We start from the raw sequence: 17,874 nt of genomic DNA on the forward strand, positions 1-17,874 counted from the left end.
GTGCTTTTCTTTTTTAATTTATTCGCCTGGTAATGTATTTCTTATTATTCAGCGATGCAAAGATATTTTATTTCCATGTATTCATCCAATCCATGTTTGGATCCTTCTCTACCGACTCCTGATTCTTTAACTCCTCCAAATGGCGCCGCGGCATTTGAAATTAATCCGGTATTAATACCGACCATTCCTGCTTCTAATTGTTCGGCAACACGAAAACAGCGGCTGATGTTTTGACTGTAGAAGTATGAGGCTAGACCAAATGGTGTGTCATTGGCTAATTGAATAACGGACTCTTCTGTGGTGAATTTAAATAGGGCGCATATTGGGCCAAAGGTTTCTTCCTGTGCTATAAGTGCATCATGAGACAAATCTGTAAGTACAGTAGGTTCAAAGAAAAGACCTGTTAAGGGGGTTCCTCCTGTTGTTATTTTTGCGCCATGTTTTAGGGCATCTGAAATGTGCTGTTTTACCTTTTCTAAACCTTTTTCATTAATTAGTGGGCCGACTTGTACGTTGTTCTCCAGTCCATTACCTACTTTCAATTCCTTCACTGCTGCTGTAAGTTTTTCAGCAAAAGCATGATATACTGTTTCCTGAATATAGAATCTATTAATGGATACACAGGTCTGACCTGAATTACGAAACTTACCTGCAATTGCGCCTTTTACTGCGGCATCTATATCTGCATCATCAAAAACAATGAATGGCGCATTGCCCCCTAATTCCATAGATACTTTTTTGATATTAGAGGCGGCTTGAATTGTTAATGTTTTTCCTACTTCAGTTGAACCTGTAAATGAGAGTTTTCGTATGGTCGTGTTGGTCGCTAGTTCTTTGCCAAAACCAGCACTGTCTTTACTTGTTACCACATTAAATACACCTTTAGGAATACCTGCTTCTTCGGCTAATTTTGCCAATGCAATTGCTGAGAATGGGGTTTGTGAAGCGGGCTTTAAAATAATAGTACATCCTGCCGCTAGCGCCGGTGCTACTTTACGTGTTACCATCGCTAAAGGAAAATTCCAGGGTGTAATGGCAGCTACAACACCTATGCCTTGCTTTATGGTCATCATTCGATTTCCATTTTGAGCAATTGGTATTGTTTCTCCATAAGCACGTTTTCCTTCTTCGGCAAACCATTCGACAAAAGAATTACCATAGTCAACTTCAGTTAAGGATTCCTTTAGCGGTTTTCCACTTTCTAGCGTTATAATTTCAGCTAGATCGACTTTATTTTTTAGGATTAATTCGTACCATTTTCTAACAAGGTTGCAACGGTCCACTGCACCTGTTTTACGCCAGGTCACCCAAGCTTTTTCTGCTGCGGTAATTGCTTTTTTACATGAAGCGACTTCTAAATCTGGAACGGTGTCTATAATATTTCCTGTGGCAGGATTGATAACATCGAATGTCTTTGTGTGGGAAATGAATTTTCCATTTATATATGCTTGATTAAGCAATAAGGGATTTTTCATAGCTTTTATATTTATGAGATGAATTTTTTGCGGTTGTGTTCTGTTGGTATTTCGCATTGATCTATTTTACCAAACCAGCGATACCTATTTTTCGCGATATAATCATAACAACTGTCTCGCCAGGAAGTTGGTATCAACTTGAAAATAGCAAGAATTTTAAAGGGATATCCTAAATCCATTGCGATAAATAATGCCGCAGTACTTTTTACTAAAACCTTTTGATTTCTAACGTATACAATGGAGTCCGTATTTGACGGCAGACCGCTGATAAAATCCTGTGCAATTTTCGACTGCAGGGAAGCAAATCTAAACTGATCTTTTTTGTCTTTCTTGATGATAAAATTGACTGTATTGTTGCAGAAATTGCAGACCCCGTCAAATAAAATAAGCTGTTTAATTTCTGCTTTCATCAATTGAAATTATAAATAAAAAGGGAGAACTTCCGAACTCCCTTTTACAAGTATGATTAAAGATTCTTCATAATGGTATGTCCCATTCGATCTCTTTTAGTTTTTAAATATTGCTCGTTATAAGGATTTGATTTGATTTCTATAGCAACATTATCCACGATTTCTAATCCATAACCTACTAATCCAGCTCTTTTTGCAGGATTGTTAGACATTAAACGCATTTTTGTTACTCCTAGATTGCGTAAGATTTGTGCTCCGATTCCATAATCGCGTAAATCGGCTTTGAAACCTAATTGTGTATTAGCATCAACAGTATCAACTCCATTTTCTTGCAGTTTATAGGCTTGTAATTTATTAACAAGGCCTATTCCACGACCTTCTTGATTCATATACACAATAACCCCTTTACCTTCTTTTTGGATCATTTCCATTGCTTTGTGTAACTGTGGACCACAGTCACAACGGCATGAGCCAAAGATGTCACCTGTAAGACAAGAGCTATGTACGCGTACCAGAATTGGTTCATCTTCTGTCCATTCCCCTTTATAAAGCGCGAGATGATGTTCTCCTGTATCTTTTTGAGTGTAAGCTTTCAATTTGAAATCACCAAATGCTGTTGGCATATCCACTTGAACTTCTTCGACGATAAGTGAATCATGTTTAAGACGATATTCGATTAGGTCTTCAATACTTACAATTTTTAAATCAAAGCGCTTTGCTACTTCCATTAATTCCGGAAGTCTAGCCATTTCACCATCTTCTTTTAAAATTTCGACCAATACACCTGCAGGTTCGAAACCAGCAAGGCGAGCTAGATCTACAGTAGCTTCTGTGTGTCCTGTACGACGTAAAACACCACCATCTTTTGCAATTAGTGGAAAAATATGTCCTGGACGGCCAAGCTCAACAGGGTCAATATTAGGATCAATAAGTGCTTTGATCGTTTTTGAACGATCTGATGCAGAAATTCCTGTTGTACAACCGTAACCTTGTAAGTCAACTGAAACAGTGAAGTTAGTCTCATAAACAGCGGTATTTTTACCTACCATTAATTCTAAATTCAATTCATCACAACGCTCTTTTGTTAAAGGTGCACAGACTAATCCTCTTCCGTGAGTTGCCATGAAGTTGATCACTTCCGGTGTTGCATTTCTGGCTGCTGTAACAAAATCACCTTCATTTTCGCGGTCTTCATCATCCACTACGATGATCACTTTGCCAGCTTTTATATCTTCGATTGCTTCTTCAATCGTGTTTAATTTGAAATCCATTGATATCTTAAATGTATTTATACAAAGGTAGTGTAGTATTCTCTTTTAATTATAATGAGCAAGTCAAAATGAGCTTATTATTGCAATTTTGCCTTCTTTTTACCAATCTTACTTTTAATCCAATTCAATCCAGCTTCAGCTTTTATTTTATACTGATCAATATCAAATAAGGCCGAGTCAGTGGTTGATTTATACGTTAAAAATCCAGCTAATGGCGATAATATGATAATGGCCATCCACATCCCTAAAATAGGTGAAATTGCACCGTCCTTTGCTGATTTCTCTGCTACGGTGGAAATAATGTGGTAAATAAGAAAGAATATAATAGCCATGATAACAGGTAGACCAAGCCCACCTTTACGAATAATAGCTCCTAAAGGCGCACCAATAGCAAATAATAAAAGACATGAGACAGCTAATGTAAATTTCCGATGAAACTCAATGCGGTACCGGATGTCTTTGCCATTTAAATCTTTGTAATCAGGTAATTTGTTACTCAAATCATCTTTCATGTAGTTTAACTGACTCAACGCATTTCCTGTAATTTGTGCACGCTGTTCGGGAAGAACAAGATCTTCTAATAAATTATTAAAAGGTTTTACCGAAGCAGGTTTTATCTTTTTGCCTCCTTCTTGGGTATTAAAATATGGAGAATATAGATTAAAACGATTATCTACAGTAAGCGAGAGAGAGTGCTTAAGACTGTCTAATTTCATTTTATTAGAATCGGTATACACTTTTAACTGTTTTAAGTTTAACATGGCATGATGGCTCTTAAACAAATTTTCATCTGTTCGCTGCATCTTATTCCATTCCATATCAAATTTTTGCTCAGTTTCTTTAAATTTAAATCTCGTGAACTGCTGACGGGGATCGTAGCTTTTAGAACTTTTTACGCGTGCATCTTCATAGCGAATACCGTCTTTAAGTTTTAAGATCATATAGCTATTATCAGGAGAATTATAAATAAATCCTTCTTTAGCGATTAAAACCGTATTGCCAGCATTTCCACCTTGATTATCGTAAATCATCAAATCGTACAGGATTGTACCATTTTCATTTTTACCTTTTGCTCGTATTGAATAACCTGGAATAGTATTATTGAAAATACCAGGTTTTATTAAAAAATCAGCTTTTTTATTACGGACATCATATAATAATGACCCCATCTTTAAATTTACGATAGGTAAAATGTAATCCGAAAAGAGAAAAGAGCTTAAACTGAAAAAACCTACTAAAATGAATAAAGGAGTCATGGCTCTTCTGAGTGAAACTCCTGCTGCTTTGATGGCAACTAGTTCGTAACTCTCTCCAAGATTACCAAAAGTCATAATGGATGACAATAGCATAGAAAGTGGCATAGCCATAGAGATCTGAACCGCACATTGATAGCCGATTAGTTTCAGTATGACATACCATTCAAAACCTTTACCTATTAAATCATCTATGTATTTAAATAAGAAAAGCATTAAAAGCACAAACATCACAATACAAAAAGTGACGAAAAATGGCTTTATAAAGGATTTAAGAATAAGTAAATAAATCTTTTTCATCCGATCATATGTTCCTTTCTAAAGCTATGATATTTTTGAAGCTTTAGAGATCTATTTAATAGACCTTATTAAGATGCAAAGATATACTTTTTTATCCTCCAATTACACTTTGGAGATACTCAATTGAATTATTCCAGATCATTTTGCGATTTTCTACATCTTCTTCTTTTGCAAAATCAGTAATGCGGAGTGCTACATCATTTGTTAATTCGTCCTGATCAATTTCTAGTTCAAAGTAATAAGGCTCGTCCTCAAGCCATTTATAGCGGATTAGTTTGTTTTCTTTAACATTTACAATTTTGGCTTTTTGACCTTCATCATCCCAAATAAATTCATAAATAGATTCGCGGTAATTAACATCATCGGCAAACCATTGTGATAAGGCATTTGGCTCCTGTAAATAGGGGAATAAAATTCTAGGTGAAGAATTTACTATATATTCTAAGTTCAATTTTATTTTTTCAGCCATATTATATGAATATTTATTTTTTATTTACTTAAAAAAATCTATATTTGCATTCCCAAAAACGGCGGGGTAGCTCAGATGGTTAGAGCGCAGGATTCATAACCCTGAGGTCGGCAGTTCGATTCTGCTCCCCGCTACAAAACTCTAACATACTTTCTAACTGTGCATTGGTTATACTTATATATATTATTGTAATAATACATATTTATTTTGTCTTTGCAATTATTTTACAAAAAACTTTTCGATTTTAAAAATTAAAAATATTGCATGCTTAAGCTGCTGATATTTTATGTTCTCACATTTGTTTTTTTTATGATTACTATTTGTTTCATTATAAAGTAATTGCGTTTTTTTTGTGCGCCAAGGCGCTAAAACAGTGAAAAAAAATAAAAAAAAGCTTTTTATTTGAAGGGTTATTGCTATATTTGCATACCGAAAAACGGCGGGGTAGCTCAGATGGTTAGAGCGCAGGATTCATAACCCTGAGGTCGGCAGTTCGATCCTGCTCCCCGCTACTTAAAGGAGACACTATATTAGTTGTCTCCTTTTTTTATGCCTAAATTTGGTGATACGATGTCTACTTCTTTATTGTTCTTAAAAAAATACTATTATATCAAAACAGTTTAACGTGGGAATGACTGGCGGTGCACTATAGCTAGGAGTATCATTTGTACAATGATCTTGCAAGCGGTAATAGTATATTTCCGGATCCTATTCTAGTTTCATGCTCTTTACCACCGTTAGTTCAGTCTTTAGTTAATTTTACTTCGTTTAAGAATTTAGTAATAACTTTTAGAAATTGCTCAGGATATGCGAAATGAATATTGTGATCCACATTTTCAAAAGCAATATGTTTGATGAAGTTGGAATGCTTTTCAGCAAGCATTTTGTTTTCTGCATAAATAGGCATAGGATCATGAACTGAAATTGCATCTAGTATGAGGACAGGAATGTCTACTTGTTTAAATATTTCAAATGGAGCTATTTTTATAATGGAGGAAGCATATTTACTGACATTGGGATTGCCGAATATTGCTTCTGACATCTGTAGACTGTCTCGCATATGATAGTATTCTTGTTGTCCGCGGTAGGTGATCCATTTTTGATCTAGCGGTTTCAAAAAACTTAAGATTTCAAATTGATCTGATTTATTGCTGTCATCATAAAGGCTTTTATAGGCAGCAAATTGATCGTTATAAAAGCCGAAATACTTTTCTTCTATGTCAGCAGGGAGATTGACTTCTTGTAATTTTTGTTCTAATTGTCTTTGATTCAACTTGAAGTAGCTGGTATTAAAGGCTACTGATCCGCCATCCTCCAGTATTAAACCTGCGACATATGTAGGAAACAGTTTATAAAAATTTGTTGCTAGGTAGCCTCCACGGGAAAATCCTCCTATAACAGCATGTTGAATTTCTAAAGTGTCCATTAATGATTTGATATCAATACATAGATCATCGAATGAAGCATCAAATGGTGGCAGAGGAGTTTTTCCGGCATTATATTGATCTATTGAAATAATACGGTAACCGATTTTGACAAGGTCTAATGCAAAAGGAGCAAATTCGTAAGCGTTACTTAGACTGCCATGGAGCCATATTAACACTTTAGTTTTATTTTGATTGTCGCCCCATTGGAGATAGGATAAATTTACATTTTTAGTCTTTGTAGTTCTGCGATGTTTTTGCTCATAAGTATTGAACTGTTTTGTAGCAGATTCATAATGAAGTTTAAGTTGAGTTTTATCTATTTCTTGAGCAAGCGAGGCTGTGCATGATAAGCAGCCGATAAGTAAAATGAAATGGAAAAGTACATGAATTGATTTATGGCACTTTGTGGGTACCATTGTAATTTTTGATTTTAAGAAGTTTAACATACAGGAATCAAAGCTAATTTTGACTGTTAAATATAGTGTATAATCAGCTCGTAAAAAAATAAGTGAATATTCTTATCCTTATCCTTACATAAATTTTCGAAGTAATTTCATCACCCATTCTTTTTTTGTATAAGGAGGATAGATAAGTTGCGACATGTTGAATGCTGATTGAAAAGCTACTGACCTTTCATGTGAAAATGTTTTAAAGCCGAAAATGCCATGACAACTTCCCATTCCGCTACCATTTACGCCACCAAAAGGAAGGTTTGGGTTAGATACATGGATGACAACATCATTTATACACGCGCCACCTGAACTCGTGCTTTTTAACAAGCGTTTTACGGTAAGTTTATTTTTACTGAAAATGTATAGGGCCAAAGGTTTACTCTTGCTATTGATGATATTTAATGGCATCTCTAGATCGTCATAAGGAATAACGGGGAGTATTGGGCCAAAGATTTCTTCCTGCATAATTTTGCTGTCTAGCGGTACATGAGATAGGAGGGTAGGATAAATGGTCAATTCGGGCCACAGTACTTTTCCTCCCCAAGCTATGGAGGCCCCATTGTCTACAGCATCAGTGATCAATCCCGCTAATCTTTCGGCATGTTGTCGATTGATGATCTTACTATATTGTGCCATATCTAGTTGCTGTTGGTCATTAAAAAACTGACTGGTAACAGCTTCTTTGTACTGCTGTATAAACTCTTCAAGTTTGGATCTTTGTATAAATACATGATCAGGTGCAATGCAGGTCTGACCTGCATTGATGAGCTTGCCCCAAGCAATTTTTGAAGCAGCATCTTTTATATCGGCGGTTTCGTCAATGATGACTGGTGATTTTCCTCCTAATTCGAGTGTAACGGTACTTAGATTTTTGGAAGCTGCCTGCATAACAGCTTTTCCTACCGTAGTACTTCCTGTAAAGAATATGTGATCAAAAGGAAGCTGGAGTAGGAATTCTGAAATAGCACGATCTCCTTCGAAGCAAGCTATGTCCTCTTCTTGAAAAGTATTTTTAATTAATTGTGTGATGACATTACTCGTTGCAGAGCTGATTTCTGAAGGTTTTAATATGATGCAGTTTCCAGCTGCAATTGCAGATATTAATGGACTCATAATCAGTTGAAATGGATAGTTCCAAGGTGCAATTATTAGACATACGCCTCTTGGTTGCTGATATATGCGATTTGTTGCCAATATACTTGTCAATGTCCTGCGGACCCTTTTTGGCTTCATCCATTGTTTTAAATTCTTGATGGCAAAATCAATTTCACTGAGTGCGAAAAATACTTCGGTAAGGGCGGACTCAAATTTACTTTTTCTTAAATCAGTCTGTAATGCATCGTAGATCTGTTCTTCAAATTCTTCAATTGCAGTTTTTAATCGACGTAATTTTAATATACGTTGTTGTGCTGTACTCCATTGGAGTACAGCTTTGTTTTTTTGCTGAAGTTCAAAAATGGTTTGGATATGATCTGTCATTAGTCAAGTATGTTTATAAGCTATGCTTCTAAAGTTATTTTTATTGTGGCAATTGCTGTATCCATTCTCGGATCAATGCAACTCCTTCTTTATGAATGATGGTACGCGCGAGTTCTGGCATTGCTGTTCCAGGTTCTACAATATTCATGCGATGTAGTAGAATAGACTGCGTTGGATTTCCCGGAATGATATCAAAATCTAATCCTCCAGCTCCTCCACCAGCTGAAACGGGTGCTTTTTTTATGCCTAAATGATTTGGATTATTTTCTTCATAATCCAAAAATAGACCAGTATTAAATGCATCGCCACCTTTTGTATGACAATGTGCACAATTAATATCTAAATATGCACGTGCCCGCTTCTCTAAACTGTAATGTTTACTATCTGTCCATACTGGTAACTGTGCTACTTTTGAAATTTCGGGTAAGCCAACGAGTTTACCTTCTAAAGTCCATTTTGTTAGCTGGTTGTTCATTTGATCTTTAGGAATAAAGTTCAAATTTCTTGCTTTTGGACCTATTGGTGTTAGTGTACCGTTGTTAGTATGACACCTTTTGCAATCATTTGTATTTGGAACCATATAATTAGTGACATGTTTATTCCCATTTTCATCAAGTAAAGTAATCGGTACTTTAGCTCCTGTAATGTGTCTAATGGCATCGGTCTGTTCTTTATTCCAAAGGTAATTCATGACTATCCATTTTTTATTTTTGGGATCTTTCACTAATAACCGGGTTTCAATCATGATCTTTTGGTGCGCCTCATTAGTATAAGCAAAATTTTTGATGATAATGCTTGAATCTGGAAATTCTAAGGGGCCACTAGCCCTATAGTTGATCTGCTTTCCGTGCGGAAGTACAATAAATCGATCTTTTATAGCATAGTCTGTAAATAAGGGTGTACTTAAATCATATCTGGTAACGCCTTTTACTGGTTCTAAATTTTTAAGGTTTCCTTTAAAAAATCCGTAATCTGAAAGTTTTTCCTTAAATGTAAACCCTTCACTACTATTATCGGATTTTGCTTTATTTGTGTTATTGCATCCTTGATGCATGAGCAAAATTAGGAATGTGCTGAGCAAGATGCTTATGGTTAAAAGGTAAGACTTTTGCATGATCATTTATATTGAAATGGTGCACTATCCGTATTTGGTTTCCAGTTTTCCGGCTTTGCAACATTTTGGAAGTCAGCGTTTACAAATAGATTTTCTTCAGGTTGATTGATGCAGATAGAATCTGGATTTAATGCTGTTCCTTTTGTTAATACATTACTACTGAAACCGTCATATACGATTAATGGAATTCTTTTAAATTTGCGATTAGGGTCCAATTTATTTAGTTGTTCTTGAGTTGCAACTAATACTTGTCCAATTCGATGTTCGAATGCGGGTTTTGGAAATTCTGGTCCCATTTCAAGTTTATTGCTGTGTATTTTAATGTTTTTGGAAATATGAAAATAGTTGGCATTAATTTTTTCTGCAGCTTTTTCATCTGTTGCAAAGCCTGATGCAATTGTAATTGCTGCGGTATTGTTTCCAGTAATTTTATTGTCGTAGATTTCAATATCTGAAGCTGCCAGGATGATAATACCACTTCCGGGCGAAGCATTTCCTGCTCCCCAAGAGGTACCAAAACTTCCGCTTTTAGCAAAATTTCTAAAATTGTTGTCATAAATGTTGTTGTTATAAACTTTTACTTTACCACCCCTTTTCGATAAGTCTGGCAAATCAAAAATTAGAAATCCTGCTGTATTGTTATAAAATTCATTATTATATACTTCTGCATTTGATGTATTTTCAATTTCACATCCGGCCACATTTTTGGCTGCCTTACAATTGCGAACAATTGCGCCGTCTGTTTGGCCTACATAGATTCCTGCATCTGAAGAACCTTCTGTATAGCAATTTTCAACAAGGACATTTTTGCAGAGCACAGGATAAATCGCATAGCCTCCACTTGTCGAATCTGCTTGACTCCATAGCGCATGTAAATTTGCAACTTTCACATCACTACTATTGCTGATTTTTAACAAATCACCTTTAGAGTCACGAATGGTCATGTTCTCGATAGTAAATCCTTTGACATCGGTAACTCGGATACCTTCTCCGCCTTGCGTTTGACTGGAAAAATTGAGGACCGTTTTATCATGGCCTTCTCCATGAATTAAAATATGTTTGACCTGTACGATACTTAAATTGTCAAATTTGTAATTACCTGCCTGAAGTAAAATACTTGTACTGTCTTTTATTGATAAGAATGCCTCTTCAATCTTTGCTTCTTCGCCAGGTTTAAAAGTCAAGATATTAGCATAGTTGTCCTGCTGTTCTTTTGTTCCTTTACAGGAGCTTATCATTCCTACTATCATAAATAGTAAAGTAAGCTTTAGATAAAATGATTGTTTCATAATGGTTATGGTTTATAAGTTTAAAGGTTAGGGTTGGTTATAATATATTATAAGCATAGGTGACATAATATACTGCTCCAATTCTGGGATTTGCGATTCCAGTTGAATAGTATTTATTGGTTATGTTAGTTGCACCGAGACGAATTCCTGAGCGTGCTTTGATCAACTTATAGCTAATTTGTGCATCTATTCCTGCAGAACTTGGTACTTCTCCCGAAGCTAATCCTCCCGATACGACATAATGATATCCGGGTTTGTACCGTAAACTGGTATTGAATGACCAAACTTGTTTTTTACCAAAGCCACTGTTTCCAAATTCCATATTGATATGATAATTTGGTGTATTAAAATTATTGATCTGACTATCATTTTTATTTTTCAGGTAGTCGGAATAGTAATTAATTTTACCCAAAAAGTTATATCCCATGTCAACACTTAGACTGGCGGCATAACCATAGGTATTTACTGTCTCACCTCCATTAAAAGCAATGTTATACTGTATGTAAGTGCTGTGATCTTTTAAGGCGTTAACATCATCAGTCCCTGGTGTGTTTGCTACATTGGCATAACCAATGAAATTCTTCCAAGTGGAGAAATATCCTAGGATATCAATCATAAATCTATTGCCCAATAAGGCAGCATAACCCAATTCAAAAGCATTTACTGATTGCGGTTTGATATCGTCATATTGAAATTTTTCAAGTACACCTGGATCACCTGTTTCTTGAAACTTGAGTACACTTTCATAGACATATGGTGGGTACTTGTCAAATTGATAATTATCGTTTAGTAAGCGTGATGAACCTCCAGATGAATAGCTGTTGTATCCATTTAAAGTATTTTGCAAGGCTTGTATATTGGAAGGAAAACTATAGGCATTTTGGTAGGAGAAGCGAATGAAATTTTGGTTCATTGCTTCGAAAACCAGGGACGCCCGTGATGTAACTTTTGGTGAGGAGAACAGCGTGTTTTTATCATATCTAAATGAAGCTGCTATGTTCAATCGTTCTTCGGCTACTTTTTTCGCCATTTGCACGTATGCACTATATTCATTTACATTTATGGGTTTATCTTTATCAGGAAATAGGGTGTTTTTACTGTTTAAATTATATAAACGCCAATTGATTCCGGCAATCACTGTCATAAATTTGATTTGATTACTGAAGTTGTATTGGGCTTCGGTATTGTATAATTTACTACGATCAAGAAAGAGTGTACCCCCTTCTGAAATAGGTGTACTTGTGATACTATCTCTAAGTCGATTGAATAGCGGAGTGCCTAACTCTGCTCGTCCCTGATCTGCAAATGATCGCGCAGCTAAGTGTGCATCATTGAGTGCTGCTCCTCCGGCAAGTGAATTGATCAGTTGGTATGTGTACTCAGGATACCAACCACCAGCTTCTCCATCATAGCTTGTTTTCCAAGACTCATTAATGTATTGTGCTGTAGGTCCTGCTACTAGTGTACGGCCAGAATTTTCTTGGGTAGTATAGGTTCGGACAAACCAGTTGTCGCTTTTTAATTCCAGTCTGTACTGTCCCACTTTGAAACCTTTTAGTTGATATCGGGTATCATTGGTGTAAACGATATTTCCAGTGCCGAAAGTTCCTGATGCTATGGCTTCTATTTTAGGGCTTATCTTATAACGTAATTCTCCATTTATTTTAAAGTTTTCAGGAAAAAGCTGTATCGGTTGAATACTAAGCTTTTATAAAGATTATCAAAAAAGTCAGGTAACGATTTGGTAACGGTGCTTATTGCTTTGCTTTTCAACGTGTTTCCGTTAGCTCAAGGCAAATATACAAAAATAGAAGGATAGGAAAATTAAAACCTATCCTTTATTTATTTATCACTCTTAAATATTTTTGATTCTTATGAATCCCTACTAGAATAAAACATTAATTTCCTGATATCCCATTAACAAAAGTATCTACGAATCCAATGATTTTATTTAGAATACGGTCTCCGATTTCCTTTGACTTTAATACACTTGGTCTTCCTTCTTTCCGTAAATCTAAAATTTCTTTTCGCAAAGGTTCACGTTCTGTAAACAAATAATTCTCTATAAGTCTTTCTGTTTTTTCTTCAGAAAGATTTTCTGTCTTGACTAGTTCCTGAAGTGCTTTTTCTTGCTCTACATTCCAGAATTTTTCGAACTCTTCAGGAATGGTATCCGTATCTTCAATATGGGGTAAACTTTCCTGAATAAATTTCTCAATCAATTCCCTTTTACTTCTTAATGATACTTCGGTGTTCAGTAAATTGAAAATATCCTTTTCGATACTTTCTTTGTCTTTTGCACTATGTTTCGAATTGAATTTAATCAATAACTGAAGTATGTAAGTTACATTGATTGTATCACGTCTAATCAATTCCAATTCAAAATCTATATCATTAAGAATAGACGCTTTTTTAGAAGGGTCAGTAGGATCAAGTCTTTCCTTTAAATCCAAATACTTGCTGGTATAATCCGCAAAAAGCTGTTCTTCCATTTGTAAATCAGACCAGGTAAACTCGGTATAATGGCTCATCTTTTTGTGCAAACGCATCATGGCACGGAAAGCCAAAATAAATTGTAGTTGATCTTCTTCCGAATATAAGCCGTCAACAGATACTACTTGTGGAACGATTTCTAATAATTTCTGCGTGCCTTCGTTGAACTTTTCTACATACGCTTCGTAGGGTTCCACTATGATTTCGTCAATTGCTTCTTTATTGCTGAATAAAGCGATGGCTTCGTCTGTTTTGTCTTTAAGATTTCGGAAACATACAATATTTCCTTGCGTTTTATTCTTATCCAGAATACGATTGGTACGGCTAAATGCTTGTATCAATCCATGATATTTCAGATTTTTATCAACGTATAAGGTGTTTAAATACTTGCTGTCGAATCCAGTCAAAAACATATTGGCTACCAACAAAATATCTGTCTCGTTTTGCTTTGATTTTTTAGCTACCGCATTGTAATAGTTGTAAAATCCCTCGGTATCTTTTACGTTCTGTTTCTCTCCAAATAATTCATTAAAGTCTTGTACATACGTTTCTAATAATTCTCTACGATGAGGTTTGTAGCCGTAAACTGCTTGTGGTTCAGCAACCATTCCTAATTGGGAATAAACAGCATCTTCCATTTCCTCTTCGTTTTGAGCAAAGCTAAAAATAGTAGCTATTTTTAAATCGTGTTGTCCCTCTTGTTTTTTACGCTTGAAAATTTCATAGTATTGAATGACCGAATCAATATCCTGTACACACATCATTGTACAAAATTTCCTGTTTTGGGTTTTCTGATCGTGGTATTGAATGATGTAATCTACAATGGCTTCCTTTCGTTCAGGAGCTTCAAAAACTTCAGTTTCATTGATTTGCTCTACTTTTAAATCAATGATATGTTCTTTCTGTTTGAAAGTCTGAATGTATTCTACCGAAAACTTCAATACATTCTCATCACGTATGGCATCTGTAATTACATATTTATGCAGACATTTTCCAAACAAGCTTGCGGTTGTTTTTTCTCCATCTGCATTCTCTGCCAAAATGGGAGTGCCTGTAAAGCCAAATAATTGAATATTGGTAAAATAATTGACGATGTTTTTGTGGGTATCACCAAATTGCGAGCGGTGACATTCATCAAATATAAAAACCATCCTTTCGTGCTGAATGGATTTCATTTTTGATAAGTTTCTACCTGAAATTGCATTATTTAGCTTTTGAATGGTGGTAACGATGATGAGAACATTCGGGTCGTTTAATTTACGAATAAGGTCATCCGTATTAGTTGCAGAACTTACCGAGCCCTTACTAAATTTATCATACTCTTGGTTGGTTTGATAATCCAAATCTTTTCTATCTACCACAAAAACCACTTTTTTGATAGCTGGAATTTTGGATAGAATCTGACTGGCTTTGAAACTGGTTAAGGTTTTTCCACTTCCAGTTGTATGCCAGATGTAGCCATTTTTTTCGATATTATAGCCATTCAGTATTTCGTTTTCTTTTACCTTTTTGATAATACTTTCTACCGCATAATATTGGTATGGGCGAAGTACCATCAGACGTTTATCAGTTTCATTCAGAACAATATACTTACAGATCATTTTACTGATATGACAAGGTTCTAAAAAAGAATCGGTAAAGCCATTTAAAATATTATTTAATGGATTATTTTGTTCATCTGTCCAATGGAATGTCTGCAAAAATTCCTGTTTGTGTGAACCGAAATTACTGAAATATTTGGTGTTTACACCGTTACTGATAACGAATAACTGTACAAAATGAAACAATCCTTTACCTGCTCCGAAACTGTGTTTTTGATAGCGGTTGATTTGGTTGAATGCTTCTTTCATTTCTAAACCTCTTCGTTTCAGCTCGATTTGCACTAAAGGCAATCCATTCACCAGTAAGGTGACATCATAACGATTTTCATATTTCCCTTCTTGTGTAATTTGATTGGTTACCTGATATTCGTTCTGACACCAATGTTCTACATTGAGAAATTCAAAATAGAGGTTATCACCATTATCCCGAATAATGTGATGTTTTTTTTCACGCAATACTTTGGCTTTTTCGAATACAGAACCTTTATTAAGTATATTCAATACTTTTTCAAATTCACTATCGCTAAATTGTATATGATTGTGCTTTTCTAATTGTGTTTTCAGGTTTGCCAGCAAAGCTTTTTCATCAGCAATAAAAGCGTATTTATATCCCAATTTCTGTAATTGGTCAACGAGTTGCTCTTCTAAAATTTTTTCGGACTGTTTGCTCATTACTCAGTATTAGGTTTCGTAGGATTATTGCTCTACAAAGAAATCTTCGTCTAAATGTTTTACTTCATAAGTTGCTTTTATTTGTACACCAACATTATATTCATGCATTAAATCAACTAACTTATTACCATCTATCAAGATGATTTTGTGATGTGCATTTTTAGCCTTTTCTTCTGCACCTTTATCAAATAAAGAAGTCGTCACAAAAACACCTTTGTTGGTATCACCGCTCATTGCCCCAATGAAATTTCTTATGTCTTTTTCACGGACTTTATTTTCTGTAAATCTTTTTGCCTGAATATAGATTTTATCCAATCCAAGTTTATCTTCATTTATAACTCCGTCAATTCCTCCATCAGAAGATTTTGTAGTTTCAATAAAATCTCCGTATCCCATTTTCTTTAACAGAATCAAAATAACTTTTTCAAAATAATAAGGATCGATCTCTTTCAACTTTTCAAGAAGCTCGTTCTTTGTTTCCCTCTCAATTTGGCTAAAGCCTTCATCAATTAAATCCTGCGGAGAAGCATTCGATATTTTCTTTATTTCTGTTGATTTTTTATCATTTTCAGTCTGATAAAAATCCATCAAAGAACTTTCCTGTTCTAAGTTATTTAAACTCAAATGTGTTTTCTGAGCAACCCCTTTTTCCGTAATTTGTACATTTCCTCTTGAGGGATAATGAATATATCCACCTTTCTTAAGATAAGATTTTCCCCAAGCAATTCTATTATTGATTAAGTTCTCTCCAGATTTTGTAGTTTCTTCAAGAAGTTCTTTGGGTAGATGAGCGTAATACTTTTCAATCACCCTCTTTTGCATCACCCTTGTATGAATTATTTCTCCGTTTGATAGAATGTCCAGAATCGGATTAAAAGTTTCATGGAATTTAGGCAGTTCTTGATGCATTTATAAATTAGAAATTATGAGTTATGATACTAACTTTCGTACTGAACAAATATAGCAAAAAATGCACTCATAACTCATAATTATCAACTCTTAACTACCTTAATGCTTTAAACATTTGCTCAATAGCTTTCTTCTTTTGTTCCATATTAGGATGTACATAGAGATTTAAAGTGGTGCTGATATTGGAATGTCCCAGAAGTACACTCACAGTCTTGTAATCACAATTACTTTCGATACATCGGGTTGCGAAACTATGTCTTAACCCGTGAAATTTAAGCTCAGGCATTTTTAATTCTTTCATTAAATTTTTGTAATAGCTTCTATAGGTTCTTGGTTCCGTAGGTTTAGCATCGTTTGTCAATACAAAAAACAAAGGATTCACAATCTTTTTAAATGGTTTCAATATTCTTAATAAATCCTTACTTATTGGAATTTCACGAATAGAATTTTTAGTTTTCGGGGTATCCAGAATCAATTCCGTTCTACGAGTTCCATCCTCTATTACATAAATACGCTGGATAGTTCTGTTAACACTGATAATTCCATTATCGGTATCAATATCTTCCCAAGTTAAGGCACATACTTCCCCAATACGCATTCCTGCACTTAAACATATATATACACCTAAATTTCTAAATGTAAAATGTTCTTGTATATAGTTCATTATTTTTTTCTGATCAGCCTTAGTTAGCACTTCAATATTATGCTTTTCTCGTTCAGTAGGAAACTGAATATCAAAAGGGGTATACTGTAACCATTTGTTTTTAGCTCCAAATTTCAAAATCATTTTCAGAACAATTAAAATATCTTTAACTGTTTTATGACTTAAACCCGTTTCCAATTTTTGAAAAACAAAGCTTTGAACATCAGCTTCCTCAATCGCAATTTTGTTGCCGAAATTAGGCAGTAGATGATTTTCAATCAATAGCGTATAAGCTGAGAAACTTGACTTTTTTACATACTGTTTTTTGTCTATTTTCCATAGATCGATAACTTCTGAGAGTTGTTTTTTGTTCATTTTATTTGAATTAAATATTTAAAATGACAAAGGAAGCAGAAAGGAATTAAATGCGTTAGTATTTCAATCGGAGGATAAAGCTCTCCTCAATCTGCATTAAAGAGATTTGTAATCCCGATGTTCCTAATTTGAGATTTCCTGAATTTACGGAGGAATGGGAAACTAAGAAGTTAGGAGATATTGCTACGTTTTCAAAGGGAAAGGGAATTTCTAAAAGTGATATAGAAGACAATGGAATTATT

14 protein-coding genes and 2 tRNA genes are annotated in these 17,874 nt (G+C 34.8%); 2 read left to right on the forward strand and 14 right to left on the reverse strand.

Translation table 11 applies throughout. The features are described 5' to 3' along the window. Positions 1–44 precede the first annotated feature (44 nt). From JAZ75_RS10935 to JAZ75_RS10955, 5 genes are all read right to left on the reverse strand, one after another. On the reverse strand, positions 45–1,475 hold the full coding sequence (locus JAZ75_RS10935) for an NAD-dependent succinate-semialdehyde dehydrogenase (RefSeq protein WP_208701766.1): 1,431 nt from the start codon (positions 1,473–1,475) through the stop codon (positions 45–47). Between the two features lie 11 nt (positions 1,476–1,486). Beyond that, the gene (locus tag JAZ75_RS10940) at positions 1,487–1,885 is read right to left on the reverse strand and encodes a thiol-disulfide oxidoreductase DCC family protein (RefSeq protein ID WP_132770978.1); all 399 of its coding nucleotides are present in this window, start codon (positions 1,883–1,885) and stop codon (positions 1,487–1,489) included. 56 nt (positions 1,886–1,941) lie between these two features. Next, positions 1,942–3,156: a bifunctional 3,4-dihydroxy-2-butanone-4-phosphate synthase/GTP cyclohydrolase II gene (locus JAZ75_RS10945; protein ID WP_021192116.1), complete on the reverse strand. Its 1,215-nt coding sequence runs from the start codon at positions 3,154–3,156 to the stop codon at positions 1,942–1,944. Positions 3,157–3,233: 77 nt separating this feature from the next. Beyond that, positions 3,234–4,709 (reverse strand): LptF/LptG family permease, encoded by a 1,476-nt coding sequence (locus JAZ75_RS10950; protein WP_031289548.1) that lies wholly within the window; start codon positions 4,707–4,709, stop codon positions 3,234–3,236. 91 nt (positions 4,710–4,800) lie between these two features. Then, positions 4,801–5,178, reverse strand: coding sequence for an START-like domain-containing protein (locus JAZ75_RS10955; protein WP_021192118.1), 378 nt, complete (start codon positions 5,176–5,178; stop codon positions 4,801–4,803). A 60-nt stretch (positions 5,179–5,238) separates the two neighbouring features. Here JAZ75_RS10955 and JAZ75_RS10960 point away from each other — a divergent pair. Both JAZ75_RS10960 and JAZ75_RS10965 read left to right on the forward strand, forming a co-directional pair. Continuing rightward, positions 5,239–5,312, forward strand: a tRNA-Met gene (locus JAZ75_RS10960). A 304-nt stretch (positions 5,313–5,616) separates the two neighbouring features. Then, positions 5,617–5,690 (forward strand) — tRNA-Met (locus JAZ75_RS10965). A gap of 230 nt (positions 5,691–5,920) precedes the next feature. Here JAZ75_RS10965 and JAZ75_RS10970 read toward each other — a convergent pair. The 9 genes from JAZ75_RS10970 to JAZ75_RS25990 all read right to left on the reverse strand — a co-directional run. After that, positions 5,921–7,021, reverse strand: coding sequence for an alpha/beta fold hydrolase (locus tag JAZ75_RS10970; RefSeq protein ID WP_208701768.1), 1,101 nt, complete (start codon positions 7,019–7,021; stop codon positions 5,921–5,923). 114 nt (positions 7,022–7,135) lie between these two features. Beyond that, a complete protein-coding gene (locus tag JAZ75_RS10975) occupies positions 7,136–8,536 on the reverse strand; it encodes an aldehyde dehydrogenase family protein (protein ID WP_208701770.1) in 1,401 nt (466 codons plus the stop codon). A gap of 40 nt (positions 8,537–8,576) precedes the next feature. Then, on the reverse strand, positions 8,577–9,650 hold the full coding sequence (locus JAZ75_RS10980) for an SO2930 family diheme c-type cytochrome (RefSeq protein ID WP_208701772.1): 1,074 nt from the start codon (positions 9,648–9,650) through the stop codon (positions 8,577–8,579). Between the two features lie 2 nt (positions 9,651–9,652). Next, positions 9,653–10,939: a parallel beta-helix domain-containing protein gene (locus JAZ75_RS10985; RefSeq protein ID WP_208701774.1), complete on the reverse strand. Its 1,287-nt coding sequence runs from the start codon at positions 10,937–10,939 to the stop codon at positions 9,653–9,655. A 37-nt stretch (positions 10,940–10,976) separates the two neighbouring features. After that, entirely contained in the window at positions 10,977–12,482 is a 1,506-nt protein-coding gene (locus JAZ75_RS10990; protein WP_208701776.1) for a hypothetical protein, read from the reverse strand. Positions 12,483–12,837: 355 nt separating this feature from the next. After that, the gene (locus JAZ75_RS10995) at positions 12,838–15,705 is read right to left on the reverse strand and encodes a type I restriction endonuclease subunit R (RefSeq protein ID WP_208701778.1); all 2,868 of its coding nucleotides are present in this window, start codon (positions 15,703–15,705) and stop codon (positions 12,838–12,840) included. A gap of 24 nt (positions 15,706–15,729) precedes the next feature. Next, positions 15,730–16,614, reverse strand: a complete 885-nt coding sequence (locus JAZ75_RS11000) for a restriction endonuclease (RefSeq protein ID WP_089874678.1) — start codon at positions 16,612–16,614, stop codon at positions 15,730–15,732. Positions 16,615–16,708: 94 nt separating this feature from the next. Next, positions 16,709–17,632, reverse strand: coding sequence for a tyrosine-type recombinase/integrase (locus JAZ75_RS11005; RefSeq protein ID WP_208701780.1), 924 nt, complete (start codon positions 17,630–17,632; stop codon positions 16,709–16,711). 55 nt (positions 17,633–17,687) lie between these two features. After that, positions 17,688–17,874 (reverse strand): hypothetical protein (locus JAZ75_RS25990; protein WP_232789410.1); only part of this gene is annotated, 187 nt, incomplete at its 5' end.

Source organism: Sphingobacterium sp. UDSM-2020 (assembly GCF_016132525.1).
GTDB lineage: Bacteria > Bacteroidota > Bacteroidia > Sphingobacteriales > Sphingobacteriaceae > Sphingobacterium > Sphingobacterium anhuiense.